Below are 24,085 nucleotides of genomic sequence, written 5' to 3' on the forward strand. Positions count from 1 at the left end.
CAACCGGCGCCTCGGGCCCCGGACTTCAGAACTTCGACAGATCGGCAATTGGCGCGAGGGTGCCCCCCGCCCGGCACGTAACACAAGGCGAGTGTCCGTCCGTTGAGAGGGAACCGTTGAACACCGTCCTTGACTGGCTGGACGATCCCGTGGCCGAGCGCGGGGTCCACTACTACCGAGCGGACGGCTGGCACCTGCGCGGCTACCGGGAGATCGCCGACCACGCCCGCCGGATCGCGGCCCTGCTGCGGGCCTCGGGCGTCACGCGGGGCGTCGTCTCCCTCCAGGTGGAGGACCCGGAGACCTTCGTCCCGGCCTTCCTGGGAACGATGTACGCCGGTCTGACGCCGTCGCCGATCGCGTCCCCGGTGACCTTCACCAACCACGACGCCTACAGCGACCACGCCGCCGCCGTGATGGCCGCCGCCGCCCCCGCCGCCGTCCTCACCGACACCGCGATGAGCCCGCTGGCCGCCGACTCCTGCGTCAAGGCCGGGCTGCCGGCGCCGCTGGTGATACCGGAGTCGTACGCCGAACTGCCCGACGCGGCCGAAGCCGTGCGCAGGGACGCGGAGTTGGCGCTGCTGCAGTTCACCTCGGGATCGAGCGGTACGCCCAAGGGCGTACGGGTGACCGCCGACAACCTGGCCGCCAACGTAGCGGCCATCCACGGCTGGCTCGGCGTCACCAGCGAGGACTCCTGCTCCTCCTGGCTGCCGCTCTACCACGACATGGGCCTGATCGGGACGTTCCTCGGCTCCGTGGTGGCCCAGATCGACCTGTGGCTGATGACGCCGCTGGACTTCATCCGCTCGCCCGCGCGCTGGCTGGAGGCGCACGGCAAGCACGCCGTGACCATCACCACCGCGCCCAACTTCGGCTACGGCTACGCCACTTCACGGGTCCGCGAGACCGACCTGGCCGGCAGCGACTTCTCCGCCTGGCGGGTCGCGATGAGCGGCGCCGAGCGGGTCGACCCGCGGGTGGCCGCCGACTTCGCCGCCAAGCTGAACCCGTACGGCTTCAGCACCGCCTCCTTCACCCCCTGCTACGGGATGGCCGAGACCACCCTCGCCGTCACCGGCGTCGTACCCGGCAGCGGCGCGAAGATCGTCCGCCCGGCCGGCGACCTGGTGATCGGCGAACCGGTCACCGTCACCGGCTCCGGCGTGCTCGGCTTCGACCGCCCGGAGGACCCGGCCCGCTGGCTGAGCTCCTGCGGGGTGCCGGTGCCCGAGACCGCGGTGGAGATCGTCGACGACGAGGGGAAGCCGCTGCCCGACGGGTCGTTCGGCGAGGTCCGGGTCTCCGGCGCCTCGGTCGCCCTCGGCTACCAGTCGCCCGACCCCGACGCCTCGGCGCCGTTCACCGAGAACGGCCTGCACACCGGCGACGCCGGCTTCCTGCTCGGCGGCGAGCTGTACATCGTCGGGCGGATCGGCGACAGCCTGAAGGTCCGCGGCCGCAAGGTGCACGCCGAGGACCTGGAGGCTCAGCTCGCCGCCGTGCCCGGCGTGCCGGCCGGCCGCTGCGCGGTCGCGCTCGGCAGCAGCGGCGGGCGCGGGCGGGCGGTGGCCGTCGTGGAGTCCGCCGGCGACGAGTGGCTGCCGGCCGTGACCACGATGCTGCGCACCAGCCTCGACGCGTCCGTCGCGGTGACGGTGCTGCGCGCCCGGCGCGGCGTCATCCCGCGCACGTCGAGCGGCAAGCCGCGCCGCCGGCTGATGTGGCAGCAGGCCGGCGACGGCACGCTGCCCGGCGACGTCCTGTACGACACGTTCGCCTCCCCGAACCCGGCGCCCGCCGCGACCAGCACCGCGACGGGCGCCGGCACCACCGCCGCCGCGCCACCCGCGACCGCCAGGACCACCACTGCCAGGACCAGCACCGCCACAACCACCGCAACCGCCACGCAGACGGCACGATTGGATGGGGCAGCGACATGACCGCCACTCCCGCAGGGCTCGTTCTCGATGTGACCGAGACGGCTCCGGAGACCTCCGCAGAACAGCACGGCCGGCTCGCCGGCTCGGCCGACCTCTACCGCCGCTGGGAGCGCCAGCAGTGGGCCGTGGCCCAGGTGAACCCCGCCAGGGACGCGCCCGTCTGGAACGCGCTGTCGAAGTTCTCCCGCGACCAGATGCTCGGCTCGCTGGCCGAGCTCGAGGTCGGCGAGGTCGCCGTGACGCACACCCTGGGCTCGCTGATCGACGCGCCGCCCACCGAGGACGACCGCATCTTCCTGTGCACGCAGCTCGCCGACGAGGCCAGGCACGTCCGCTTCTTCCAGACCTACCTGGAGGACGGCTGCGGCGTCGCGATGGGCGAGGCCGCCGGCGCCGAGCTGGAGGGCTCCGCCGACTACGCGGACGTCTTCGCGCCCGAGCTCGTCCGGGTCACCGACGCGGTGCGCGCCAACCACGACGACCGCGACTCCTGGTACCGCGCGTTGACCTACTACCACCTGATCACCGAGGGCGTGCTCGCGGCGACCGCGCTGCGCACCACCCGCTTCCTGGCCAAGCGGCTGAAGCTGCCGGCCCTGGAGGAGGGGCTGACCAACGTCACCCGTGACGAGTCGCGGCACGTGTCCTTCGGCCTGCGGGCCGCCCAGGACGGCGTGGTCAACGGCGGCTTCGGCCAGGTCGTGGAGGACGCGCACTTCGAGTCGCTCGGCGCGGCCGCCTGGGTGCTGATCGGCCCGTCCCGGTTCAACCCGGTGCCGGCCATCCAGGTCGCGCTGATCAGCCGGGCCGCGCAGCTCAGCGGCGCGATCGAGATCGCCCGCGAGCGGCTGGTCAAGCAGCTGCGCCTGGTGGGCCTCCCGCACCTGACCGAGAAGGCCGGACTCGCCTGGGACCAGGCCGTGGACCGGGCCATCGACGCCTACGAGGAGCGCTGGAACGCGCCGCACCCGATCAGGGCCGCCGCCGCGCTCACCGCCTGACCCGCCCCGACCGCAACGCGAGACACGCGACACGCGACACCTCGCGACCCCACGCCAGACCACCAGAAAGCGAGCAGCCCGTCATGGACAGCAGCACCCTGCGCAGCAACGTACGGCAGATCGTCGGCGAGATGAGCCCGCTCGGCGCCCGCGAGGCGAGTTCGGAGGACCGGCTGGTCGAGGAGCTCGGCTACGACTCGCTGGCCGTCATCGAGCTCTCGCTGCGCATAGAGCAGGACTTCGGCCTCAACGCGATGTCCTCCGGCGGCACCCCCGACATCAGCACCGTCAAGGACATCGAGGACTTCGTCGAGGCGCAGGTCGCGGCCCCGACGGACGCCGCCTGACCGTCGCCCGCCGAGGGACGCGCGCAGGCACCAGAGGCACCGCAGAAGCCAGAGCAGAAGGAAAAGGACACCATGACCGAGGACCTGAGCCGTGAGGCCGCCGACCCGCTGTGCCTGTCGCAGGACGAGGCGGTGCGGCTGCTGCACGGCGCCCCCTGGCGGCGGTTCGCCGCGATGGGCGACAGCTTCGCCGCCGGGATCGGCGGCCCCAGCCACGGCTACGCGGACACGTCCTGGCCCGAGCGGATCGCCGCGGCGCTGGGCGCCGGCCGGCCGGACTTCCAGTACCTCAACACCGGTGTCATCGGCAAGCGCGCCGCCGAGGCGCGCGCGGAACAACTGGAGCAGGTAATGGCCTTCGAACCCGACCTGGTCAACGTCGCCGTCGGCGGGAACGACCTGTTCGACCCGGAGCCCGACCTCGACGCGGTGGAGGCCGACCTCGACGCCGTCTACGGGGCCCTGCGCTCCCGCGGCGCCGACGTCTTCGCCTTCACCGTCGCGAACGTCTTCGACACCGTGCCCGAGCTCGCCGACTTCGGCACCCGGGTCGCCGCGTTCAACGACCGGATCCGCGCGGTGGCGACGCGGCACGACGCCATGCTGGTCGAGATGTGGGACCACCCGGTGCGCAAGCGCCCGGAGTTGATGAGCAAGGACGGCATCCACTTCGCCATGGAGGGCCACGCGGCCCTGGCGGCGGAGATCGTCAGGACCCTCTCGCAGCGGCTCAGCCAGCTCGGCGCGGAAGGCCGGGTGGGATGAGCGCCGCCAGTCCCGGAGGCGCCGGGACCACGGTCACCGCGCGCTATGTCGTGGTCGGCGCGGGCTCGGCCGGCTGCGTGCTGGCCGCCCGGCTCAGCGCCGGCTGCGACGGGCAGGTGGTGCTGATCGAGGCCGGCGGCTCCGACAGCAGGGCCGGGATCACCATCCCGGCCGCCTTCCCGACCCTGTTCGGCACCGACGTGGACTGGGGCTACCGCACCCTGGAGCAGCCCGGGCTCGGCGGCCGCTCGCTGAACTGGCCGCGCGGCCGGACGCTGGGCGGCTCGTCGTCGCTCAACGCGCAGATCTGGACCCGCGGCCACCGCGCCGACTACGACGACTGGGCCGCGCGGGGCTGCGCGGGCTGGTCGGCCGCCGAGGTGCTGCCGTACTTCGAACGGGCCGAGGACCGCGCCGAGGACCGCGAGGCCGGAGCCTTATCCGGCCACGATCAAGGGGCCGACTCCGGGTACGGCACCGGCGGCCCGATCCGCATCGAGGACCTGCGCGACCCCTCGGAGGCCACCGCCGAGTTCCTCGCCGCCTGCGGCGAGGCCGACATCCCCCCGCTCACCGGTGCCACCGCCCTCACCCCTGAGGGCGCCGGCCCGGTGCACACCACCCAGCGCGGCGGCCGGCGGTGGAGCTCGGCCGACGCCTACCTGCGGCCGGCCACCGGCCGCGACAACCTCACCGTCATCACCAAGGCCCAGGTCGAGCGGGTGCTGATCGAGGACGGCCGGGCCGTCGGCGTCGCGTACTCCACGCCCGACGGGCCGGCCCGGGTGATGGCCGACGGCGAGGTGATCCTCGCGGCCGGCGCCATCGGCAGCCCGCACCTGCTGAAGCTGTCCGGGGTGGGCCCGGCCGACGAGCTGGCCGCGCACGGCATCACCGTGCACGCCGACCGGCACGAGGTCGGCCGCAACCTCGCCGACCACCTGTACGTGCCGCTCGCGTTCGACGCGTACGGCAACGTGTCGCCCGGGGTGGCCGACCAGGCCACCGAGATCGGCGAGTTCATGCGCGGCCGGCGCGGCCGGCTCACCTCCAACATCGCCGAGGCGCTGGCCTTCGTCCGCAGCTCGGACCGGCTGCCCGCGCCCGATCTCGAACTGGTGTGGATGGTGCTGCCGTTCCTCGACGGGCGCAAGGCGGAGCCCAAGCACGGCGTCACGCTCGGCGTGGTGCTGCTGCGCCCACGCAGCCACGGCACCATCCGGCTGAACCCGGCCGACCCCGCCGGGCACCCGCTGATCGACCCGCGCTACCTGTCCGACCCGGCCGGCGAGGACCTGCGGGCGCTGACCGCCGGGGTGCGGCTGGCGCAGCGGGTGCTCACCAGGCCCGCGCTCGCCGACCGGCTCGGCGAACCGATCACCCCCAACGCGTACGACCGCTCCGCCGCCACCGTGGAGGCCCTGACCCGCGGATACGCCGAGACGCTCTACCACCCCGTCGGCACCTGCCGGATGGGGCCGGACGAGGACTCGGTGCTCGATCCGCACCTTCGGCTGCGGGGGGTCGAGGGGCTGCGAGTCGTCGATGCCTCCGCCATGCCCTCGATCCCCCGCGGCCACACCCACGCCCCCACCGTGATGCTCGCCGAGCGCGCCGCGGACCTGATCCTCACCGATGCCGGCAGCGGTGCGGGCGCCGCCGCCGTGCCGGCCGGCGCCGGCGCCCACTGACGACCACACCCGACCGAACCCCATGGAGAGGCCCCGTCCCGTGACTGTCCACGCCACCGCACAGCAGGCCCACCGGATCCTCAGCGACGCGTCCCAGGCGGCCCTGAACGACGCCACGTTCGCCGCCGTACTCAAGGAGCACGACTTCTCGCTGCAACTGGTCCTCGAAGACCCGCAGGTGGCGCTGCGGATCGACAAGGACGGCGTGACGCAGGGCGCGGCGGGCCGCTCCACCGTCCGTCTCGAGGGCGAGACCGACGCGCTGCACGAGGTGCTGCTCGGCAAGGTGTCCGTCCCGCGGGCCGTCGTCGAGCACCGGCTCGTGGTCAAGGGGCAGGTGTCGTCGGTGCGCAGGCTGGCCGGCCTGCTGCCCGCGCTCGGCCGCGAGTACTACCAGCTCGTCAGCAAGGCCGCGCAGGCCGCACCGACCGCCTGAGTCCGCCCGCCCACGCCAGAGACAAGAAGAAAGAGTGCAGTCGTGACTGTTACCGCCGATACCGCCGTCCCCGCCGATATCGTTCCCAACGCGCCGACGCTCTCCGACCTGCGGGCGCTGAAGAGCGCCGCGATGCCCTCGATGTTCGACCTGCCGCCGGATGTGGAGCAACTGCGCGACGAGGTGCGCGAGTTCGCCCAGACCGTGGTCAAGCCGCGGGTGCTGGAGAACGACCTCGCCCCGGCCGACGAGTTCGACTGGGAGATGGTGCGGGCCGGCCACGAGCTGGGCCTGCTGCGGCTGACCATCCCCAAGGAGCTCGGCGGGCGCGGCATGGGCGTGCTCGGCGTGGCCGTGGCGATGGAGGAGCTGGCGTCGGTCTGCGCGAGCACCGCGCTGATCTTCGGCGCCTCGATGCTCGGCCAGACCTCGGTGCTGTTCTCCGGCGACCAGCAGCTCCAGGCCCGTTTCGTGCCGCCGTTCCTCGGCGACGAGCCGGTGCTCGCGTGCAACGCGATCACCGAGGAGATCTCGGGCTGCGACCTGCTGATCCCGGAGAACAAGGAGCTGGCCGCCGACGTGATGACCGCCCGCCGCGACGGCGACGGGTACGTGCTCAACGGCATCAAGCGGTTCATCACCAACGGCGCGGTCGCCCAGTGGGCCACGGTGTTCGCCAACATCGAGGGCAACCCCGGCGCCACCGGCCTGACCGTCTTCGTGGTGCCGCTGGACAGCGAGGGCGTCACCCGCGGGGCCGTCGCCGACAAGATGGGCTACCGGGCGTGCCTGGGCACCACGTTGACCTTCGAGGACGTGCGGGTGCCCGGCGAGAACGTGGTCCTGGGCGAGGGCAACGGCTGGAACTACCTGTCCATCCAGTCCAACCAGGCCCGCGCGATCGTCGCGGCGATCTCCACCGGTGTGGCCCGCGGCGCCTTCGAGTACGCCAAGGAGTTCGCCGGCGAGCGGGTGCAGGCCGGAAAGCCGCTGTACGAGCACCAGTTCACCGCCCGCAAGCTCGCCGAGATGTCGGCGAAGGTCGAGGCATCCCGGCTGCTCTACCTGCAAGGCGCCTACCAGGCCGACAACATGCTGCCCGCGCCGGTCTACGGGCCCGCGGTGGCCAAGCTGTTCGCCGACCGGGCCGCGATCGAGGTCGCCGACGAGGCCATGTCGATCCTCGGCGCCCGCGGCTACTGCCGGGAGAACCACGTGGAGAAACTGGTCCGCGAGTCCTTCGGCGCCCGGATCTACGAGGGCACCCCCGAGGTGCTGGCGCTGGCGATAACCGGCGCCCTGTACGGGCGGCGGCTGTGACCGACACAGTCACCGAGGCGCCCGCGGAGCAGGCGTCCGCGCTGCGGGTCACCGCGGCGGAGGACGCCCGCTCCGCGGGCCGCCGCGACCGCTACATCGCCGACGTGCTCGCGCTGCACGACCGGGTCAGCCTGCGCGGGCTGACCGCGCAGGTGGACCCGCTGTACGTGGTGCGCCGCCCGGACGGCCTGACGGTGCTCGCCGTCCCGCAGTCCGGGCTGCCCGAGCGCTACCGGCTGATGGTCTACGGCTTCCGGCTCGCGCAGTACCTGCGGCTGAACTACGCCAGCGACCGGATCGCGCACGACAGCGGGCTGTTCGCCGAGCCGCACGACCCGCACGGGCCGCACGGCGAGGAGATCCACGTCATCGCGCTGCGCGAGGACACCGGGGCGATCCTGCGCTACGTGTCGTACATCGGCACCGCCGACGAGTCGCCGCGCGAACTGACCGACCCGCGGCGGGAGTTGTTCCCCGCCGAGGTCGCGCACGCGGTGAACTTCTTCGACCACGTGCCGGCCGACGAGCCCGCCCTCAGCAACGAGGTGTGGGAGATCAAGCGGCTGGTCGCGCGCGGCTCCGAGGTACGCACCCCGGTCACCCAGCGGCTGCGGATCACGCTGGAGATGATGCTCTGCTTCTACTCCACCCTGCAGCGGATCAGCCCGCGGCCGAAGTACCTGATCGGCGACGGCGAGGAGGGCCTGGCGATCCGCCGGCTGACCCGCAGCCTGAAGGACATCACGGTGATCGAGGGCACCACGCCCTCGCTGCCGGAGGACGACCTGTACTTCCCGCTGTACGTGACGCGGCCGGTGGTCAAGCCGTTCGTGGCGCGTGCCCCGCGCGGCGAGGAACTGGCCGGGCTGGTGCGGTGGATGGAGACCGCGCTCGCCACGTCGGACCCTCTGTCGGGCTTCAGACAACTCGTCGCCCGGGTCGAGGGCGAGATCAGGAGGGTTCGGATATGAACGCCCCGCAGGGCAGCGCCCTACCGGAGGTCCCGCAGGACGCGGACGCCTACTACCGCGATCTGACCGAGCGCAACCGGGGGTTGATCCCGGAGCACGCCCAGGCGCGGCTGCGGGCCGGCAAGGTGCTGGTGGCCGGCTGCGGTTCGACCGGCGGCGCCGCGATCGAGCCGCTGGCCAGGCTCGGCCTCGGCGCGTTCGTGCTCACCGAGCCCGGCGAGTACGAGCTGAACAACCTCAACCGGCAGAGCGCGAACCGCTCGGACATCGGCCGTAACAAGGCCGAGGTCGGCGCCGACCGGGTGCGGGCGGTCAACCCGTTCGCGCGGGTCACGGTGGACACCGCCGGGGTGCAGTCCGACAACGCCGTGCTGCTGCTCGACGGCGTGGACGTCGTCGTGGACGGCGTGGACGTCACCACCGCCAAGGGCTGGCAGGCGAAGTACACGCTGCACGCCGAGGCGGCAAGGCTGGGCGTGCCGGTCGTCTCCGGCTACGACATGTCGGGCACCCAGCACATCCGCTACTACGACTACCGGGCCGGTCTCGAACCGCTGGCGGGCGAGGTCACCGAGCATGACCTGGCGCAGGAGACGCTGTGGAACCTGCTGCTGAAGGTGATCCCGCGCGAGATCGTGCCCGCCGACCTGATCGCCGACATCACCGCGCACCGCGGCGAGGACGAGTACAGCGTCCCCCAACTCGTCTACGCCTCGCACCTGTTCGGCGTGCTCGCCGCTCGCTACGTCGTGCAGATCCTGGCCGGCAACCCGGTCCGCGACGTCGTCACCGTCGATGTGCACAGCCTCGTCACCCCCGCAGAGCAGAAGCAGAGCTGAAGGAGTTCCGATGACCACCGCAACCGAACGGCGCCGCGACGCGGACCCGCTGGCCCGGCAGACCAAGAAGGCCGCGCAGCTGCTGATCGCGTCGGCCAAGCACTCCTACGACCCCCGGGTCGACATCAACTGGGACGAGCCGCTGCAAGAGGGCATGTGGTTCCTGCCGGAGAAGCGGATATCGATCTACGGCACCGACCTGTACGAAGCGCTGACCCAGGAGCAGAAGCTACTGCTCAGCCGGGAGGAGCTGGGCTCCTCGCTGGCGGCCGGCGTGTGGACCGAGCACATCCTGATGCACCTGGTCTCGCGGTACGCCTACAAGCGCGATGTCACCAGCCCCCAGGTGCAGTTCGCGCTCACCGAGGTGGCCGACGAGGTCCGGCACATGATCATGTTCGCCCGGCTGGCGGAGAAGATCGGCATCGACTGGTACCCGGTGTCGGCCAAGACGCAGCGCAACGGCCTGATGCTGAAGACCTTCGCGCCGGTGCCCGCCCTGTGGGCGATGATCCTGCTCACCGAGGAGTTCTTCGACCGCTTCCAGCGCGAGCAGTCCACCGACGAGACGCTGCAGCCGGTGGTCCGCGCGGTGGCCCGGATCCACGTGGTGGAGGAGGCACGGCACATCAGCTTCGCCCGCACCGAGCTGGAGCGCTTCGTGCCGACGCTGTCCAAGCGCCGGCTGGAGATGCTGCGCGGCTTCCTCGCCAACGTGGTCAAGACGATCCGGCACGACCGCTACAACCCGCTGATGTACGAGCGGGCCGGGCTCGACCCGAAGGCGTGCATCGAGGCGGGCCGCAACAACCCGATCGCCAAGGCCAACGGCGCGTACGGCGCCGAGCGGCTGGCCCCGTACTACAAGTCGATCGGCCTGATCGGCGGCAAGTCGGAGAAGGTCTGGCGCGAAGCGGGCTGGCTGTCCGAGCGAGAGGCCTGAGGGGAGTCATCATGGAGGACGACGGCTACGAAGGCCCGGCGGTACTCATCGTCGGGGACGAGCGGTTCGCGCTGCGGGCCCATCTCGTGGGGCAGTTCCAGCCCATCGACGGGCGGTACCGCTGGTACGGCCGGCTCGACGCCGACGAGGCGCTGACCCGGCTGGTCGGCGCCGGCCCGGCGGCCGTCGTCCTCCGCACGGAGGAGGGCCACGCCGAGGGGCAGCTCGGCGAGCCCGACTTGTGGAACCGGTACCGGATCGAGGGCGTCAGCCTGCCGCCCTTCCACGTCCCGTTCGGGCTCGAGGACGCCGGCGCCCAGTAGCCGGGGCCCTGAGGTCGGGCCCCGGCAGAGCAGCACCACCGCAACGACCAGCACCGCAACGACCAGCACCGCAACGACCACCACCGAGCGCGCAGGACCGGCGCGCCAGACGAACGAGGACGAGCCATCCATGTGCTTTGACGAAGACGCGGTGCCCCCCGTACCGACCGTCCCGGACGCCGAGACCGAGTCCCGGTATCTGGAACTGACCGCCTCGGACGGCAACGTCTTCGGCGCGTTCTCGGCCGCGCCGGCCGGCGGCGCCGACACCGCCGTGGTGATCCTGCCCGACGTGCGCGGCCTGTACGGGTTCTACACCGAACTGGCGACCCGGTTCGCCGAGCACGGCGTCGCGGCCCTGGTCTACGACTACTACGGCCGGTCCGCCGGCACCGGCCGCCGGGCCAAGGACTTCCCGCACAGCGCGCACATGGCCACGCTCACCCCGCGCAACATCTACACCGACCTCGGCGCCGCCATCGCGCACGTCCGCTCGCCCGAGGGCGGCGGCGCCAAGGCGGTGCTCACGCTCGGCTTCTGCATCGGCGGCCGGATCGCGGTGATCGCCGGGACGATGGACTTCGACCTGGCGGGGGTCGTCGGCTTCTACTGCTGGCCGGCCACCGGGCCTGACGGCGCACCCGGCCCGACCGGCCGCGCGGCCACCCTGAAGTCGCCGGTGCTCGCCCTGATGGCCGGCGCCGACCCGGGCATCCCGCTCAGCGACGTAGAGGACTTCGAGCAGGCGCTGACGGCCGCCGGGGTCGAGCACGACGTGGTGACGTACCCGGGCACGCCGCACAGCTTCTTCGACGCGGCCCGCTCGGAGTACGCCGACGAGTCGGCCGACGCCTGGCAGCGGGTGCTCGGCTTCGCCCGGCAGGTGGGCGTGCCCGCCCCGCACTGAGCGCGCCCCGCCGTGTGCTTGCCGGCACCATTACGTACCATCGGAATGGAAATGCCTGTACGATGTACGGATGCGCCCGACCGGGGAAGTGGCTGTGATGCAGACGACTCGCGCCCGTACCCGTCCGACCCAGCGCGAGCGGTCGGACGGCACCATCGAGGCCCTGCTGTCGGCGGGCCGCGAGCTCTTCGCGGCGCACGGCTACAACGCGACCTCGCTGGACGCCGTGTGCGGGCTCGCACACGTCACCAAGGGCGCGCTGTACCACCACTTCGCCGGCAAGCAGGACCTCTTCCGTGCCGTGTACGAGATCGAGCAGTCCCGGCTGGCCCGGGTCGTCGCCCGCGCCTACCTCGACGCGGAGCCTGACTCGTGGGAGGCGGTCTACGTCGGGGCGCGGGCCTTCCTCGCCGAGGTGCTCGCCTCCGACGTGCAGCGGATCAGCCTGCTCGACGCCCCGAGCGCCCTGGGCATGGACGCGATGCGCGAGATCAGCACCGACTGCCTGCTGATGATGCAGGAGGGCATCCGGCGTGCCGTTGCCACGGGCGACATCGTCTCCCGATCCGTCCCGGCCCTCAGCCACCTGCTGTACGGCGCCCTGTGCGAGTCGGCGATGGCCGCGGCCAGGGCCGACGACCAGAAGGCGGCGCTCGACGAGGCTCTGGTGGAGCTGCGGGCGCTGTTCGACGCCCTCGCGGCGGTGGCCGTGAGGGTGTGACCGGCGGCGTCTCGGTGGGCGCGGGCGGGATGACGTCTCGCGCGGGCGGCGCGGGCGGTGCGGTGGTTCGCGAGCGGGTGCCGGGCGCGGCGGTCAGGACGCCGTGGACGGCCGCTCGCCCGGGGCGTCCGGCGGACGCTCACCCGGACCGCGCCGCCGCTGCGTGAGCGGACAGCTCTCCCCGCCGTCGGGTCTGGTGCCCGGTCTGGTCCGCCCGTCGTACGTCCGCCCGTCGTACGTCCGGTCGCGGTGGGACTGCGCCTGGGCCTCGCGGACCGTACTCCTGCGCTCGGCCTCCAGGGCCATCGTCATACTCAGGTCGGACAGGCTCAAGTGCGGTCGGCCCAGCGCGTGTTCGGCCACCCCGATGAGCGCCTGCGGGGTACGGCCGGACAGCTGGATCAGCCGGGCCACCGCCTCCTCCTCGGCCTCCACCCGGGCCTCGCCCAGGATCCCGGCCAGCATCCGTTCGGCCTGCCGGTTGCTCAGCTCGCGCAGCCGCACGAAGCGGATCGGCACCGAGGTCTCCAGCGCGGCCAGCGAGGCGGCCGAGCGCGCGGTGACCACCACCGTCGTGGCGTCCGAGACCTCGCGGAGCAGCCCGGCGGCGGCCTCGTGCTCGGCCAGGTCGTCGAGCACGATCAGCAGCCGCCGCCCGGTGACCGTCTCGCGGTACAGGCGGGCCAGATCCTCGGCGCCGCCGCCGTCCGGTGCCTGGACGCCGAGCCCGCGCAGGATGAACCGGATCAGCTCGTCCGGCTCGTGGATGCCCCGGTCGTCGTCGCTGCCGTGCAGGTCGGCGAAGATCTGGCCGTCGGGGAAGCGCGGCGCCACCCGGTGCGCCCAGTGGATCGCCAGCGCCGTCTTGCCGACGCCCGGCGGCCCCTCGATCACCCGGATGCTCGGCTCGACCGCCGCCGCCGCGATGGAGCCGTCCAGCATCGCGAGCTCCTGCTCGCGGCCCACCAGCCGGGTGGCGCGCGGCAGTTGGAGCGGGACCCGGGGCGCGGCGCGTACCCCGGCCGCGGCCGGGGCGTCGGCGGGGCCGGGCGGCGCCGGCGCCTCCGCCGTGGGGCCCGCGTGCATGATCTCGGTGTGCAGCTCCTGCGTCTCGCCCGCCGGGTCCACCCCGAGGTGGTCGGCCAGCCTCCTGCGCAGCACGGTGTAGGCGCCGAGCGCCTCGTCCCGGCGGCCCGCGCGGTGCAGCGCGGTCATCAGGTTCCGGAGCACGATTTCGTTGTCGGGATGCCGCTGCGCGACATAGCGCAGCTCGTCGAGTATGCGCTCGTGGTTGCCGAGGTCCAGCTCGCGTTCATGGCACTCCACGAGCACCGAGAGGTGTTCCATCTCCAGGAGTTGGCGGACCTTCGCGGCCCAGCTGCCGGTCACACCGCCGAGTGCGGTGTCCCGCCAGATGTCCAGGCCCTCGCGTAAGAGCCGGACGCAGGCGTGCGCGTCCTCCTCCTGCGACCGGGCCGCCGCCACCAGGGCCCGGAACCGGCACAGGTCCACCGCGGCCTCGTCCACCTCCAGCACGTAGCCGCCGTGCCGGCGCTGCAAGGTGGCCTCGGCCGGCGAACCGGCCGCCTCTAACGCGGTGCGCAGGCGCGATATGTACGAATGCACCACATTGCGGGCCGACAATGGCGGTTCGCTGCCCCACGTCCAGTCGATGAGCTCACTGGTCGTCACCACTTCATTCGCGGTTACCGCGAGCATCGCGAAGATTCCACGTTGTCTGGTGTGGCCTAGTTCCACTGCCTTCCCCGCGGCAGTTCGACATTCCAGCTCCCCTAGCAGGCGAACGAAGGCCACTTGGTCTTCCTTTCGGTGGCGGTGACTTCCGGCGTCCTCACACTAGGGGCGCCACCCGCCGAAGGGCGCGTGACAACAGGTGAGAGATCGGCCACGCACCGTCCTGTGACATGCCGGCGACATACCGACCGGGATGGAGGAATTCTTGACTCCTGGAATCGCCCTGGTCACACGGCTCAAGCTTTACCTCACCGCTCCCGTCGATGCTCGTTTCCAACAGGCTCCGGACGAGACATGACCGATGGTGATGGGGGCAGTGGCATATGCCGGCGATAGCGGAGGCACGACGAGACGAACGGCGCGACCAGCGGGAAGAACATCCGGAAGAACAGCGGGCAGAAGGCCGTGAAGACGGCCGGAAGGAGCACCACTGGACGGCGGTGCTCGCCGAGCGCGACCGGCTGCTGCGGCTGGTGGCGGGCCGGTTGGGCCGGTCGGCCGACGTGGAGGACTGCGTCCAGGAGGCACTGATCCGCGCCGCGACGTACGCCCCGCTGGACGAGGCCAGGGTCGGCGCGCTGCTGACCACCATCACGCTGCGGCTGTGCGTGGACCAGCAGCGCCGGACCTCGCGCGACCAGCGGCTCGCGGTGCGGGTGCGGTACGTGGCCGGCGCCGAGCGCGGGCCCGACGTGGAGAGCCAGACCTGCGAACGGGCGGCCGGCAGCTGGCTGCTTGAGCAGATCTCCCTTCTCGGGGTGCGCGAGCAGCAGGTGATGCGGGCGCGCGCCGACGGCATGTCCGTCGCCGAGGCCGCGCAGGCACTGAACATCACGCACAAATCGGCGGAGAGTGCCTTCACCCGCGCCCGCAGCCGGCTGCGCACGCTCTACCAGGAGGAGATGGCGCGCTGATCGCCGCCGCTCCATGATGTATTCAATTTCAATTACCCCGTACGTCACTCAATTCCCATGCGTGACAGTGCGTACGGCCAATTCCCGTTAACGATTAATCTACTTAGCGGAAATCGCGAAGCGCCGGGGCGCCGGGTACCCGAATTGTCGAACTCACCCCTCGGGGCCGAGTTCGGCGTTCGCCATGGCCGTCACATGGGCGAGCGCGCGGGCGGCCGTCTCGCGCTCAGCGGCCGGCAGGCCGCCGTACAGCCGCTCAGCGACCGCGTTCACGGCGTCGGTGAATCCCCCGTGCAGGCCGGCGCCCTTACCGGTGAGGGACGCGGTGGCGGGGTCGAGCAGGCCGGCCTCGGTGAGGCCGTCGAGCAGGGCGTGCGCCCGCGCCGGGTCGATCTTGAGCGTCGAGGTCAGCCGGCCGGCGTTGGCGGCGCGGTCGAGCCCCTCGGCGGCGGCCCTGAGGGCCGCGGACTGGTGGAAGGTCAGGCCCGAGTCGGCGAGCAGCCGGTCCCGGACGGCGGCGATCGCGTGGTAAGTGATGCCGATCAACTGGCCGTTGAGCAGCGGGGCGGGGGTGGTGGCGGTGTCGGCGGTCATGGCGTACGCCTCCTGGGTGGCGGGGTGGTCCCGGCGGGCCGGGAGTCAAGCGGAGAGTTCTCCGGTTGGCCTGCCGCAACTGTAAGCGGAGAGCTCTCCGATTATCAAGAGGTAACCGGAGAACTCTCCGCTACGCTGATCCGTATGACCGCCCGCCCGGAACCCGCCGAACAACCGGACCCCGCCGACCCCGCCGACCCCGCCGACCCCACGGAGCAGCCCGCGCAGCGCACGCAGCGCACCGAACGCGCCGACGCCGCCCGCAACCGCGTCCGCATTCTCGACGCGGCCCGCCGCCGGCTCGCCGCCGCCGGCTTCGACGGCTTCTCGCTCGACACGGTGGCCAAGGAGGCCGGGGTCGGGGTCGGCACGGTCTACCGGCGCTTTCCCAACCGGGCCGAGCTCGTCTACGCGCTGATCGAGGACAACGAGTCCCGCTTCCAGGAGGCGTTCGCCCGGCGCTGTGCCGACGGGGCGCCGCCGGCCCGCGAGCGGCTGCGCGCATTCCTGCACGGCATGGCCGAACTCATGGACGACAACCGGGAGTTGCTGCTGCTCGCGGAGGCGAGCGCGCCGGGCGGGCGCTATCACAGCGCCCCGTTCCGCCGGCACCACGAGCAAGTCGCCGCGCTGGTCGCGGAGTCGGCGCCGGGCGCGGACGCGGACTACCTGGCCGATGTGGTCCTGATGGCCTTCACGCCCGGCCTGTTCGCGTTCCAGCGCGCCGGGCGCGGCTGGGACATGGACCGGATCAAGGCCGGCCTGGACTCGCTGGTCGCCGTCATCGATCCCGCGGAGTAGGACGGAGTTCGAGGCCGGCCAGCAGCCGGTCGAGCGCCTGTCCGGTCTCCTCGCGGGCCGTCGCCTGGTCCTCGGAGCGCGCGATGTACAGGCTCGCCTCGGAGATCAGCGCGGCCAGCATCCGGGTGAGCGGCTGGACGGCCAGCTCGTCGATGCTGCCCTCCCGCATCGCCACCGTCAGCACCTCGGCCAGCAGCACGTATCCGTGCTGGTCGACGAGTGAGTCCCAGACGCTGTGGCCGAGTACCGCGGGGCCCTCGATGAGCACGATCCGCTGGAAGTCGGTGTCGGAGCAGGCGTCCAGGAAGGACTGGAAGCCCAGCCGCAGCATCGTCCACGCGTCCTGCTCCGGGTGCGCCACGGCGCGCGCGGTCTCGGTCTCGATCAGGTGCTCCGCCATGTCGCGGGCGGAGCGCTCCATCACCGCGCGGAACAGGTCGGCCTTGTCGCTGAAGTGGTGGTAGAGCGCGCCGCGGGTCAGCCGGGCGGCGGCGACGATGTCCTCGGTGCCGGTGGCGGCGTAGCCGCGCTCGGCGAACAGCGTGCGTCCGGCGGCGACCAGCGCCTCCCGCGTGTCGGCCTTGTGCTCGGCTTTTCTGCGCCCCCGGCCGGGCTCGGCTCGCTCCATCTCCATACGCTCATCATCTCGCATACAGTGTGTATGTTGGATACAGGGTGTACGCCAGAGGCGTCGGTCTCTGGCCCGGAAGCAGCACGCCAGAAGCAGGCAAGCCAGAAGACGGAGCAGTGGACCATGGCACTTCCGCTCAACCTCACCATCAAGGTCGGCGGCTACCTGCTGAAGCAGAAGCTGCGCAGGCGGGACAAGTTCCCGCTCATCGTGGAGATCGAGCCGCTGTTCGCCTGCAACCTGGCTTGCAACGGATGCGGCAAGATCCAGCATCCGGCCAGCGTGCTCAAGCAGCGGATGCCGGTCGAGCAGGTGATCGCCGCGGTCGAGGAGTGCGGCGCCCCGATGGTCTCGCTGGCCGGCGGCGAGCCGCTGATGCACCCGAAGATCGACGAGATGACCGGCGAACTGCTCAAGCGCGGCAAGTTCGTGGTGCTGTGCACCAACGCGGTGCTGCTCCCCAAGCACCTGCACAAGTTCAAGCCGCACCGGAACTTCGCGTGGATGGTGCACATCGACGGGCTGCGCGAGCGGCACGACGAGTCGGTCAGCAAGGTGGGCGTCTTCGACCAGGCGGTGGAGGCGATCCGGCAGGCCAAGGCGGCCGGCTTCGCCGTCTACACCAACTCCACCTTCTTCAACAACGACAGCCCGCAGGACGTCATCGACGTCCTGGACTACCTCAACGACGACCTCAAGGTGGACATGCTCCAGCTGTCGCCGGGCTACGCGTACGAGAAGGCGCCCGACCAGGAGCACTTCCTCGGCGTCGAGCAGACCAGGCAGCTGTTCCGCAAGGCGTTCGCCGAGGGCCGCCGCAAGAAGTGGCGGTTCAACCACTCCGAGCTCTACCTCGACTTCCTCGAGGGCAAGGCCGACTTCGAGTGCACCCCGTGGGGCATCCCGTCGTACTCCCTCAAGGGCTGGCAGCGCCCCTGCTACCTGATGGCCGACGGCTACGCGACCTCGTACCAGGAGCTGCTGGACACCACCGACTGGGAGAAGTACGGCCGGGGCAAGGACCCGCGCTGCGAGAACTGCATGGCCCACTGCGGCTACGAGCCGACCGCCGTGCTGGCGACGATCGGCTCCCTCAAGCAGTCGCTGCGCGCGGTCTCGCCGCGCTGATCACGCGGCGCCGCCGCCGGACGGGGGCCGCCGGACGGGGGAGGCGAACGGGGGAGGCGGAACGGTTCAGCGGCGGTCGTCGCCCTCGGCGCGGGCGGCGTGCTTCTGCTTGATCCGGACCGCCTCCTTGCGGACCTCGGCCTGGGTTGCGTGTTCCCGCTCCAGCCACTCCGGGCCCTCCTGCTTGAGGGCCTCGATCTGCTCGGTGGTGAGCGGGTCCATGACGCCGCCGCGGGCCAGGCCCGCGATGGACACGCCGAGCTTGGCGGCGACCACCGGACGCGGGTGCGGGCCGTTGAGCCGCAGGTCGAGCAGCCACTGCGGCGGGTCGGTCTGGAGGGCGTTCAGCTCGGTGCGGGTGACGACACCCTCCTGGAACTGCGCGGGGGTGGCCTGGAGGTACACACCCAGCTTCTTCGCCGCGGTCGCGGGCTTCATCGTCTGGGTGGTCTTCTGCGTCGTCATACGGTCAAGGGTAACGAGCCCGCGTGCCGCCCCTGACCATGGCCGCAGGCCGTCGCGGCTAGCCTTGCGGGGTGACCGGCTCGCACGTACCTCCCTCGTTCCGGCTCGGCTTCGTCCCCGGCGTGACACCCACCAAGTGGGTACGGGTGTGGAACGAGCGGCTGCCCGACGTCCCCCTCACCCTCGTCCCGATGGCCGCCGCGCAGGCGGCGGGGCTGCTGCGGGGGCGAGAGGCCGACGCGGGCTTCGTACGCCTGCCGGTGGACAGGGCCGACCTCAGCGCGATCCCGCTGTACACCGAGACGACGGTGGTGGTCGTCCCGAAGGACCACCTGGTGTCGGCGGCGGACGAGGTGACGCTCGCCGACCTCGCCGACGACGTCGTCCTGCACCCGCTGGACGACACCCTCCCCTGGGAGCGCCCCCCGGGGCGCCCGGCCCTCGACCGCCCGGCGAGCACGGCCGACGCCGTCGAGCTGGTGGCGGCGGGCATCGGCCTGCTGGTCGTCCCGCAGTCCCTCGCCCGGCTGCACCACCGCAGGGACCTCACCTACCGCCCGGTCGCGGACGCCCCCCAGTCCCAGGTGGCCCTGTCCTGGCGCGAGGACGCGACGACGGACCTGGTGGAGGACTTCATCGGCATCGTCCGCGGCCGGACGGTGAACAGCACCCGCGGCCGTACGCCCGGCCCCGAGCCGACCCCGAAGTCGAAGCCGGCCAAGCGCACGGCCAAGACGACCGGCGGCAAACCGCCCGCCAAGTCGGCGAAGACGTCGAGGGGCGCCCGATCCGCCACCCCCAAGACACCCAAACGCCCCAACAGACCCCGCCGCCGCTCCTAACCGCCCCCGCCGCCCTCGCCCGCGGCCGGCCCGCCCCGCGGGATCAGCAGCGCCGTGGCCGCCGACCCGCCCACCGCGAGCGCGGCCAGGTTCATGGTGGCGCCGATCCCGATCCGCTGCCCGAGCGCCGCCCCGGCGAGCATGCCGACCAGCGTGGCCGCCGCCTGCACCACGCCGTAGGCCGAACCGGCCCGGCCGGTGTCCGGTTGGGGAGGTAATGTCGCCTTCGTCTTCGCTCCGGGGCGGCTCACCGGGGGCGCGGCATCGGACGGAACGACGAAGGGGCTCGACGTGCGACGGTATCCGCTCATCGCAGATCACGGGATCGTGGGCGACCTCCAGACGGCCGCGCTCGTCTCGTCGGACGGGGTGATCGACTGGTTCTGCGCGCCGCGGTTCGACTCGCCGAGCATCTTCGCCGCGCTGCTCGACCGCGACAAGGGCGGCCACTTCACCATCACCGCGGACGCGGACGCCGCCGAGCGCGACGGCGACGGCAGCGACGGCGCCGGGGTCACCGTGCGGCAGCTCTACCTGCCCGACTCGGCCATCCTCATCACCCGGTTCCTCACCCTGGACGGCATCGGCGAGGTCATCGACTTCATGCCGCTCGACGAGCCGGAGCGCGCGAGCGACCGGCATCGGATCGTCCGGGCCGTGCGGTCGGTGCGCGGGCAGGTGCGGTTCCGGATGGAGTGCCGGCCGCGGTTCGACTACGGGCGGGCCGAGCACCGGACGAGCACGCCGCCCGGGGCCGGCGGCATGATCGGGTTCCAGGCGCCCGGTGCCAGCGCCTACCTCCAGGCCGTCGGCTCGCCCGAGCTGCGCGCCGAGGACGGCGACGCCGTCTCCGCGTTCACCCTCGGGCAGGGGGAGTTGGCCGCGTTCGTGCTCACCACCGGCGCCGCCGGCGCGCAGCCGCCCGAGCCGGAGACGGAGCCCGCGATCCGGGGCGCGTTCGACGCCAGCCGGGCGTTCTGGCACGAGTGGATCGGCCGCTGTACGTACAAGGGACGGTGGCAGCAGGCTGTCAACCGCTCGGCGATCACCCTCAAGCTGCTCACCTACGCGCCGACCGGCGCCCTGGTCGCCGCCGCCACCGCCGGGCTGCCCGAGCAGGTCGGCGGCGAGCGCAACTGGGACTACCGCTTCACCTGGATCAGGGACGCCTCGCTGTCGGTGGGCGCGCTGATCGCGCTCGGCTACACCGAGGAGGCGGACGCGTTCCGGCGCTGGCTCGGCGCGCGGCTGCGGGCCGGCGGCACCGCGTCCGGCGAGAAGCTGCAGATCATGTACCGGGTGGACGGCGACCCGCAGGTGTCGGAGGAGGAGCTGCGGCACTTCGAGGGCTACCGCGGCTCGTTCCCGGTCCGGATCGGCAACGGCGCCGCCGACCAGCTCCAGCTGGACATCTACGGCGAGGCCGTCTACGCCCTCACCCTCGCGGAGGACATCGCGTACCTGGCCGGCTACGACGGCTGGCTGGAACTGGCCGGCCTGCTCGACTGGCTGGCCGGCCACTGGGACCGCCCCGACGAGGGCATCTGGGAGACCCGCGGCGGGCGGCAGGACTTCACCTACAGCCGGCTGATGTGCTGGGCCGCGTTCGACCGGGGCATCCGGCTGGCGAACCGGCTGGCCAGGCCCGCCGACGTGGCCGGCTGGACGCAGGCCCGGGACGCCATCCTGCGGCAGGTGATGGAGAAGGGCTGGAATCCGGACCGCAAGGCGTTCGTCCAGCACTACGGCAGCGAGGTGCTGGACGCCTCGCTGCTGCTGATGCCCAAGACCGGCTTCGTGTCGCCGCGCGAGGACCGGTGGCTGGCCACCCTGGACGCGATGGACGAGGAACTGGTCTCCGACAGCCTGGTGTACCGCTACAACCCGGCCGCCTCACCGGACGGGCTGCGCGGCAGCGAGGGCACCTTCTCGCTGTGCAGCTTCCTGTACGTCGACGCCCTGGCCCGCGCCGGCCGGTACGAGCAGGCGCACTACGCCTTCGACAAGATGCTCACCTACGCCAACCACGTCGGCCTCTTCGCCGAGGAGATCGGCCCCACCGGCGAGCAACTGGGCAACTTCCCGCAGGCGTTCACCCACCTGGCACTGGTCAACGCGGCCATCGCGCTGGACGCGGAGCTCGACCGGGGGTGACCCCGGCGCACCGCGGCACGTCGTAGCAGCGGCTTACGGCCGGGGCGCCGGCCCCGCCAGCGACGGCCGCACCTCGAACTCCATCGGCACCAGATGCGGCCGGTCCGAGGCCGGCGTGGTGGCCAGTACGAGTTCGACGGCCTTGCGGCCCATCTCGTAGTGCGGCAGCGCCGCGCTCGCCAGCGCCGGCCGCATCCAGGCGGCGAGCGGCGAGTCGTCGAACGACACCACCGAGACGTCGTCGGGGATGACCAGTCCCGCCTGGTGCAGCGCCTGGTAGGCGCCCAGCGCCAGCCGGTCGTTGCAGCAGATCAGCGCGGTCGGCCGGGGCGAGCGGGAGAGCAGCGAGGACACCGCCTGGTAGCCGTGCTCGGGTTCCCAGCCGCACTGGAACACGCTGGCGGGGCGCAGCGAGCAGTCACCGAACGCGTCCATGATCCCGCGCATCCGCGAGTGGCCGGCGATGGCCCCGTCCGGGGTGCGGTCGGTGTACTCGTGGCCGCCTATGACGTGCACGTTCGCCCGGTGCCCCGCGTCCAGCACCGCCTGCGCGACCGCGCGGCCGGCCGCCCGCTCGTCGGGCACCACGAAGGGCGCGTCGAAGCCGGCCGCGTTGCAGTTGAGCAGCACCACCCGGCGGCCGGCCAGGCTGGCGGCCGGTTTCACCTGGCGGTGCGACATCGTCGCGTAGACCACGCCGTCCACCTGCCGGTCGAGCATGCCGTCCACCACCCGGGCCTCGACCTCCGGGTCGCCGCCGGTCTCGGCGATGAACAGCAGGTGCTCGCGGGCGGTGGCCGCCTCCAGGCTGCCGCGGATCATCTCACCGGCGAACTGGGTCGTGGCAACGCTGTCAGAGAGGAAGCCGACGGTGTGCGTCACCGAGGTGCGCAGGCCCCGCGCGGTCAGGTTCGGCCGGTAGGACAGCTCGCGGGCCGCGACCAGCACCCGGCTCTGGGCCTCCTTGGAGATCCGCATGTCGTTGCGCCCTGACAGGACGAAGGAGGCGGTGGTCCTCGACACCCCGGCCTGCTGGGCGACGTCGGCCAGCGTCACGCGTCGCGGCATCACGGATGACTCCTACCGGCCGAGGCAAATCGATTTACCACCTGAAGCTAGAAGCGGGGCAGGAAGCTGTCAAGACTCCCGTCGAACGCCGAGTTCCGGTCATCGCGGACCCCGAAAGCCCCCGGAAGGTAGATCGTGCACGAGGGTTGACACCCCGGAAAGCTGGCGAGCATTGTCTTCGCTAACTCGATTCAGCACCACGGGCCAAACGGGAGATCAAGTGAAAACTCGAAGAGAGCGGCTTCTGGCGTCCGTCGGCCTGCTGGCCGTCGGTACGTTGATCGCGGCCTGTGGGGGCTCCGGCGGGGGGAGCTCGGACAAGAAGAGCGATGCGAGCCGCGGCCCGATCACCTACGTCCAGGGCAAGGACAACACCGGTGACGTCAAGAACATCGTCGCCAAGTGGAACAAGTTGCACCCGGACCAGAAGGTCACGCTCAAGGAGCAGACCGACAACGCCGACCAGCAGCACGAGGACCTGGTCCAGCACTTCAAGGCCAAGGACTCCGGCTACGACGTGGTGAGCGTGGACGTCGTCTGGACCCCGGAGTTCGCCGCGCAGGGCTGGCTGCAGGAGCTGTCGGGCGACTTCAAGCTGGACACCAGCGCGCTGCTGAAGGTCGCCGTGGACGCGGCCACGTACCAGGGCAAGCTGTACGCGGCGCCCGGCACGTCCGACGGCGGCATGCTCTACTACCGCTCCGACCTGATCTCCAAGCCGCCCACCACCTGGGCCGAGCTGACCGCGGACTGCAAGGTCGCCAAGCAGCACAACATGGGCTGCTACGCGGGCCAGTTCGCCAAGTACGAGGGCCTGACGGTCAACGCCTCCGAGGCGATCAACGCGGCCGGCGGCGAGATCGTCAAGTCCGACGGCAAGACCGCCAACGTGGACACCCCCGAGGCCAACAAGGGCCTGTCCTTCCTCGCGGACGCCTACAAGAACGGCGACATCCCCAAGGAAGCCATCACCTACCAGGAGGAGCAGGGCCGGCAGGCGTTCGAGGACGGCAAGCTGCTGTTCCTGCGCAACTGGTCCTACGTCTACAACCTGGCGGCCACCGACGGCAGTTCGAAGGTCAAGGGCAAGTTCGCCGTCGCCCCCGAGCCCGGCCCGACCGGTATCGGCGCGAGCACGCTCGGCGGCCACAGCATCGGCATGAGCAAGTTCTCCAAGCACAAGGCCACCGCGCTGGACTTCATGAAGTTCTACGAGAGCGCCGACATCCAGAACGAGCTGCTGCTCCAGGAGTCCAACGCGCCGGTGCTCAAGAGCCTCTACACCGACCCGACGCTGCTGGCCAACCCCAAGCTCGGCTACCTCAAGGTGCTCGGCCAGAGCCTGGCGAGCGCCAAGAGCCGTCCGGTCACGCCGTTCTACCCCGGTGTCACCTCGGCCATCTCGGAGAACGCCTACGCGGCCATCAAGGGCAGCAAGCCCGTGGCGCAGGCGCTGAAGGACATGCAGGCGGCGATCAACTCCGCGACCAGCGGCGGCTGATCACTGAAGCGGGCGTAGGGAC

Annotated in this window: 25 protein-coding genes; 19 read left to right on the forward strand and 6 right to left on the reverse strand. The window is 71.8% G+C overall.

Going from position 1 to position 24,085, the window contains the following annotated elements; genetic code table 11:
• The first annotated feature begins 116 nt into the window (after positions 1 to 116).
• The 13 genes from ACQPW6_RS26365 (at position 117) to ACQPW6_RS26425 (ending at position 12,210) form a co-directional block, all read left to right on the forward strand.
• A complete protein-coding gene (locus tag ACQPW6_RS26365; RefSeq protein WP_433892155.1) occupies positions 117 to 1,946 on the forward strand; it encodes an AMP-binding protein in 1,830 nt (609 codons plus the stop codon).
• Positions 1,943 to 2,947 (forward strand): ribonucleotide-diphosphate reductase subunit beta, encoded by a 1,005-nt coding sequence (locus tag ACQPW6_RS26370; RefSeq protein WP_433892156.1) that lies wholly within the window; start codon positions 1,943 to 1,945, stop codon positions 2,945 to 2,947. Before ACQPW6_RS26365 ends, ACQPW6_RS26370 begins: the two co-directional genes overlap by 4 nt.
• Positions 2,948 to 3,030: 83 nt before the next feature.
• On the forward strand, positions 3,031 to 3,294 hold the full coding sequence (locus tag ACQPW6_RS26375; protein ID WP_433892157.1) for an acyl carrier protein: 264 nt from the start codon (positions 3,031 to 3,033) through the stop codon (positions 3,292 to 3,294).
• Between the two features lie 72 nt (positions 3,295 to 3,366).
• Positions 3,367 to 4,059: an SGNH/GDSL hydrolase family protein gene (locus ACQPW6_RS26380; RefSeq protein ID WP_433892158.1), complete on the forward strand. Its 693-nt coding sequence runs from the start codon at positions 3,367 to 3,369 to the stop codon at positions 4,057 to 4,059.
• Positions 4,056 to 5,750: a GMC family oxidoreductase gene (locus ACQPW6_RS26385; protein WP_433892159.1), complete on the forward strand. Its 1,695-nt coding sequence runs from the start codon at positions 4,056 to 4,058 to the stop codon at positions 5,748 to 5,750. The genes ACQPW6_RS26380 and ACQPW6_RS26385 overlap by 4 nt, the downstream gene beginning before the upstream one ends.
• A 40-nt stretch (positions 5,751 to 5,790) precedes the next feature.
• A complete protein-coding gene (locus tag ACQPW6_RS26390) occupies positions 5,791 to 6,186 on the forward strand; it encodes an SCP2 sterol-binding domain-containing protein (RefSeq protein WP_433892160.1) in 396 nt (131 codons plus the stop codon).
• Positions 6,187 to 6,228: 42 nt separating this feature from the next.
• Positions 6,229 to 7,506, forward strand: coding sequence for an acyl-CoA dehydrogenase family protein (locus ACQPW6_RS26395; protein ID WP_433892161.1), 1,278 nt, complete (start codon positions 6,229 to 6,231; stop codon positions 7,504 to 7,506).
• Positions 7,503 to 8,477 carry a hypothetical protein gene (locus ACQPW6_RS26400; RefSeq protein WP_433892162.1) on the forward strand — a complete coding sequence of 325 codons (975 nt, stop codon included), beginning with the start codon at positions 7,503 to 7,505 and terminating at the stop codon, positions 8,475 to 8,477. The genes ACQPW6_RS26395 and ACQPW6_RS26400 overlap by 4 nt, the downstream gene beginning before the upstream one ends.
• Positions 8,474 to 9,316, forward strand: coding sequence for a ThiF family adenylyltransferase (locus ACQPW6_RS26405; protein ID WP_433892163.1), 843 nt, complete (start codon positions 8,474 to 8,476; stop codon positions 9,314 to 9,316). The genes ACQPW6_RS26400 and ACQPW6_RS26405 overlap by 4 nt, the downstream gene beginning before the upstream one ends.
• A 10-nt stretch (positions 9,317 to 9,326) precedes the next feature.
• Positions 9,327 to 10,259 (forward strand): AurF N-oxygenase family protein, encoded by a 933-nt coding sequence (locus ACQPW6_RS26410; protein ID WP_433892164.1) that lies wholly within the window; start codon positions 9,327 to 9,329, stop codon positions 10,257 to 10,259.
• An 11-nt stretch (positions 10,260 to 10,270) separates the two neighbouring features.
• A complete protein-coding gene (locus tag ACQPW6_RS26415) occupies positions 10,271 to 10,582 on the forward strand; it encodes a DUF4873 domain-containing protein (RefSeq protein ID WP_433892165.1) in 312 nt (103 codons plus the stop codon).
• Positions 10,583 to 10,712: 130 nt separating this feature from the next.
• Entirely contained in the window at positions 10,713 to 11,489 is a 777-nt protein-coding gene (locus ACQPW6_RS26420; protein WP_433892166.1) for a dienelactone hydrolase family protein, read from the forward strand.
• 97 nt (positions 11,490 to 11,586) lie between these two features.
• Positions 11,587 to 12,210: a TetR family transcriptional regulator gene (locus ACQPW6_RS26425; protein WP_433892167.1), complete on the forward strand. Its 624-nt coding sequence runs from the start codon at positions 11,587 to 11,589 to the stop codon at positions 12,208 to 12,210.
• A 93-nt stretch (positions 12,211 to 12,303) separates the two neighbouring features.
• Here the strand turns inward: ACQPW6_RS26425 and ACQPW6_RS26430 are convergent, their stop codons facing one another.
• A complete protein-coding gene (locus ACQPW6_RS26430) occupies positions 12,304 to 14,025 on the reverse strand; it encodes a BTAD domain-containing putative transcriptional regulator (protein WP_433892168.1) in 1,722 nt (573 codons plus the stop codon).
• A gap of 263 nt (positions 14,026 to 14,288) precedes the next feature.
• Here ACQPW6_RS26430 and ACQPW6_RS26435 point away from each other — a divergent pair, with 263 nt between their 5' ends.
• Entirely contained in the window at positions 14,289 to 14,879 is a 591-nt protein-coding gene (locus ACQPW6_RS26435; protein WP_433892169.1) for an RNA polymerase sigma factor, read from the forward strand.
• 153 nt (positions 14,880 to 15,032) lie between these two features.
• On the opposite strand, the gene ACQPW6_RS26440 is transcribed toward ACQPW6_RS26435, so the two are convergent.
• Positions 15,033 to 15,473 carry a hypothetical protein gene (locus ACQPW6_RS26440; RefSeq protein ID WP_433892170.1) on the reverse strand — a complete coding sequence of 147 codons (441 nt, stop codon included), beginning with the start codon at positions 15,471 to 15,473 and terminating at the stop codon, positions 15,033 to 15,035.
• A 144-nt stretch (positions 15,474 to 15,617) separates the two neighbouring features.
• On the opposite strand from ACQPW6_RS26440, the gene ACQPW6_RS26445 reads away from it, so the two are divergent.
• Positions 15,618 to 16,274 carry a TetR/AcrR family transcriptional regulator gene (locus ACQPW6_RS26445; RefSeq protein WP_433892171.1) on the forward strand — a complete coding sequence of 219 codons (657 nt, stop codon included), beginning with the start codon at positions 15,618 to 15,620 and terminating at the stop codon, positions 16,272 to 16,274.
• Here ACQPW6_RS26445 and ACQPW6_RS26450 read toward each other — a convergent pair.
• On the reverse strand, positions 16,255 to 16,908 hold the full coding sequence (locus tag ACQPW6_RS26450) for a TetR/AcrR family transcriptional regulator (RefSeq protein ID WP_433892172.1): 654 nt from the start codon (positions 16,906 to 16,908) through the stop codon (positions 16,255 to 16,257). The genes ACQPW6_RS26445 and ACQPW6_RS26450 overlap by 20 nt on opposite strands.
• A gap of 120 nt (positions 16,909 to 17,028) precedes the next feature.
• Here ACQPW6_RS26450 and hpnH point away from each other — a divergent pair, with 120 nt between their 5' ends.
• On the forward strand, positions 17,029 to 18,033 hold the full coding sequence (hpnH, locus tag ACQPW6_RS26455; RefSeq protein ID WP_433892173.1) for an adenosyl-hopene transferase HpnH: 1,005 nt from the start codon (positions 17,029 to 17,031) through the stop codon (positions 18,031 to 18,033).
• 66 nt (positions 18,034 to 18,099) lie between these two features.
• Here the strand turns inward: hpnH and ACQPW6_RS26460 are convergent, their stop codons facing one another.
• Positions 18,100 to 18,498: a DUF5997 family protein gene (locus tag ACQPW6_RS26460; RefSeq protein WP_433892174.1), complete on the reverse strand. Its 399-nt coding sequence runs from the start codon at positions 18,496 to 18,498 to the stop codon at positions 18,100 to 18,102.
• Positions 18,499 to 18,569: 71 nt separating this feature from the next.
• Between ACQPW6_RS26460 and ACQPW6_RS26465 the strand changes: the two genes are divergently transcribed.
• Positions 18,570 to 19,340, forward strand: coding sequence for a LysR family substrate-binding domain-containing protein (locus tag ACQPW6_RS26465; protein ID WP_433892175.1), 771 nt, complete (start codon positions 18,570 to 18,572; stop codon positions 19,338 to 19,340).
• On the opposite strand, the gene ACQPW6_RS26470 is transcribed toward ACQPW6_RS26465, so the two are convergent.
• On the reverse strand, positions 19,337 to 19,651 hold the full coding sequence (locus tag ACQPW6_RS26470; RefSeq protein WP_433892176.1) for a hypothetical protein: 315 nt from the start codon (positions 19,649 to 19,651) through the stop codon (positions 19,337 to 19,339). The genes ACQPW6_RS26465 and ACQPW6_RS26470 overlap by 4 nt on opposite strands.
• On the opposite strand from ACQPW6_RS26470, the gene ACQPW6_RS26475 reads away from it, so the two are divergent.
• Positions 19,632 to 21,494, forward strand: coding sequence for a glycoside hydrolase family 15 protein (locus tag ACQPW6_RS26475; RefSeq protein ID WP_433892177.1), 1,863 nt, complete (start codon positions 19,632 to 19,634; stop codon positions 21,492 to 21,494). The two genes, ACQPW6_RS26470 and ACQPW6_RS26475, sit on opposite strands and share 20 nt — an antisense overlap.
• A gap of 33 nt (positions 21,495 to 21,527) precedes the next feature.
• On the opposite strand, the gene ACQPW6_RS26480 is transcribed toward ACQPW6_RS26475, so the two are convergent.
• Positions 21,528 to 22,562 (reverse strand): LacI family DNA-binding transcriptional regulator, encoded by a 1,035-nt coding sequence (locus tag ACQPW6_RS26480; RefSeq protein ID WP_433892178.1) that lies wholly within the window; start codon positions 22,560 to 22,562, stop codon positions 21,528 to 21,530.
• Between the two features lie 220 nt (positions 22,563 to 22,782).
• On the opposite strand from ACQPW6_RS26480, the gene ACQPW6_RS26485 reads away from it, so the two are divergent.
• Positions 22,783 to 24,063, forward strand: coding sequence for an ABC transporter substrate-binding protein (locus tag ACQPW6_RS26485; protein WP_433892179.1), 1,281 nt, complete (start codon positions 22,783 to 22,785; stop codon positions 24,061 to 24,063).
• Positions 24,064 to 24,085: the final 22 nt, after the last annotated feature.

Origin of the sequence: Streptomyces sp. CA-111067 (genome assembly GCF_050956065.1) — a bacterium.
Lineage (GTDB): Bacteria > Actinomycetota > Actinomycetes > Streptomycetales > Streptomycetaceae > Actinacidiphila.

What these genes read in the sequence shown, in the direction of transcription:
- ACQPW6_RS26410 (WP_433892164.1), top strand. Translation starts at nt 9,327, where the DNA reads ATGACCACCGCAACCGAACGGCGCCGCGACGCGGACCCGCTGGCCCGG.
- ACQPW6_RS26470 (WP_433892176.1), bottom strand. Translation starts at nt 19,651, where the DNA reads ATGAGCGGATACCGTCGCACGTCGAGCCCCTTCGTCGTTCCGTCCGAT.
- ACQPW6_RS26460 (WP_433892174.1), bottom strand. Translation starts at nt 18,498, where the DNA reads ATGACGACGCAGAAGACCACCCAGACGATGAAGCCCGCGACCGCGGCG.
- ACQPW6_RS26375 (WP_433892157.1), top strand. Translation starts at nt 3,031, where the DNA reads ATGGACAGCAGCACCCTGCGCAGCAACGTACGGCAGATCGTCGGCGAG.
- ACQPW6_RS26420 (WP_433892166.1), top strand. Translation starts at nt 10,713, where the DNA reads ATGTGCTTTGACGAAGACGCGGTGCCCCCCGTACCGACCGTCCCGGAC.
- ACQPW6_RS26445 (WP_433892171.1), top strand. Translation starts at nt 15,618, where the DNA reads ATGACCGCCCGCCCGGAACCCGCCGAACAACCGGACCCCGCCGACCCC.
- ACQPW6_RS26480 (WP_433892178.1), bottom strand. Translation starts at nt 22,562, where the DNA reads ATGCCGCGACGCGTGACGCTGGCCGACGTCGCCCAGCAGGCCGGGGTG.
- ACQPW6_RS26450 (WP_433892172.1), bottom strand. Translation starts at nt 16,908, where the DNA reads ATGGAGATGGAGCGAGCCGAGCCCGGCCGGGGGCGCAGAAAAGCCGAG.
- ACQPW6_RS26440 (WP_433892170.1), bottom strand. Translation starts at nt 15,473, where the DNA reads ATGACCGCCGACACCGCCACCACCCCCGCCCCGCTGCTCAACGGCCAG.
- ACQPW6_RS26415 (WP_433892165.1), top strand. Translation starts at nt 10,271, where the DNA reads ATGGAGGACGACGGCTACGAAGGCCCGGCGGTACTCATCGTCGGGGAC.
- ACQPW6_RS26435 (WP_433892169.1), top strand. Translation starts at nt 14,289, where the DNA reads ATGCCGGCGATAGCGGAGGCACGACGAGACGAACGGCGCGACCAGCGG.
- ACQPW6_RS26425 (WP_433892167.1), top strand. Translation starts at nt 11,587, where the DNA reads ATGCAGACGACTCGCGCCCGTACCCGTCCGACCCAGCGCGAGCGGTCG.
- ACQPW6_RS26405 (WP_433892163.1), top strand. Translation starts at nt 8,474, where the DNA reads ATGAACGCCCCGCAGGGCAGCGCCCTACCGGAGGTCCCGCAGGACGCG.
- ACQPW6_RS26385 (WP_433892159.1), top strand. Translation starts at nt 4,056, where the DNA reads ATGAGCGCCGCCAGTCCCGGAGGCGCCGGGACCACGGTCACCGCGCGC.
- hpnH (WP_433892173.1), top strand. Translation starts at nt 17,029, where the DNA reads ATGGCACTTCCGCTCAACCTCACCATCAAGGTCGGCGGCTACCTGCTG.
- ACQPW6_RS26370 (WP_433892156.1), top strand. Translation starts at nt 1,943, where the DNA reads ATGACCGCCACTCCCGCAGGGCTCGTTCTCGATGTGACCGAGACGGCT.
- ACQPW6_RS26380 (WP_433892158.1), top strand. Translation starts at nt 3,367, where the DNA reads ATGACCGAGGACCTGAGCCGTGAGGCCGCCGACCCGCTGTGCCTGTCG.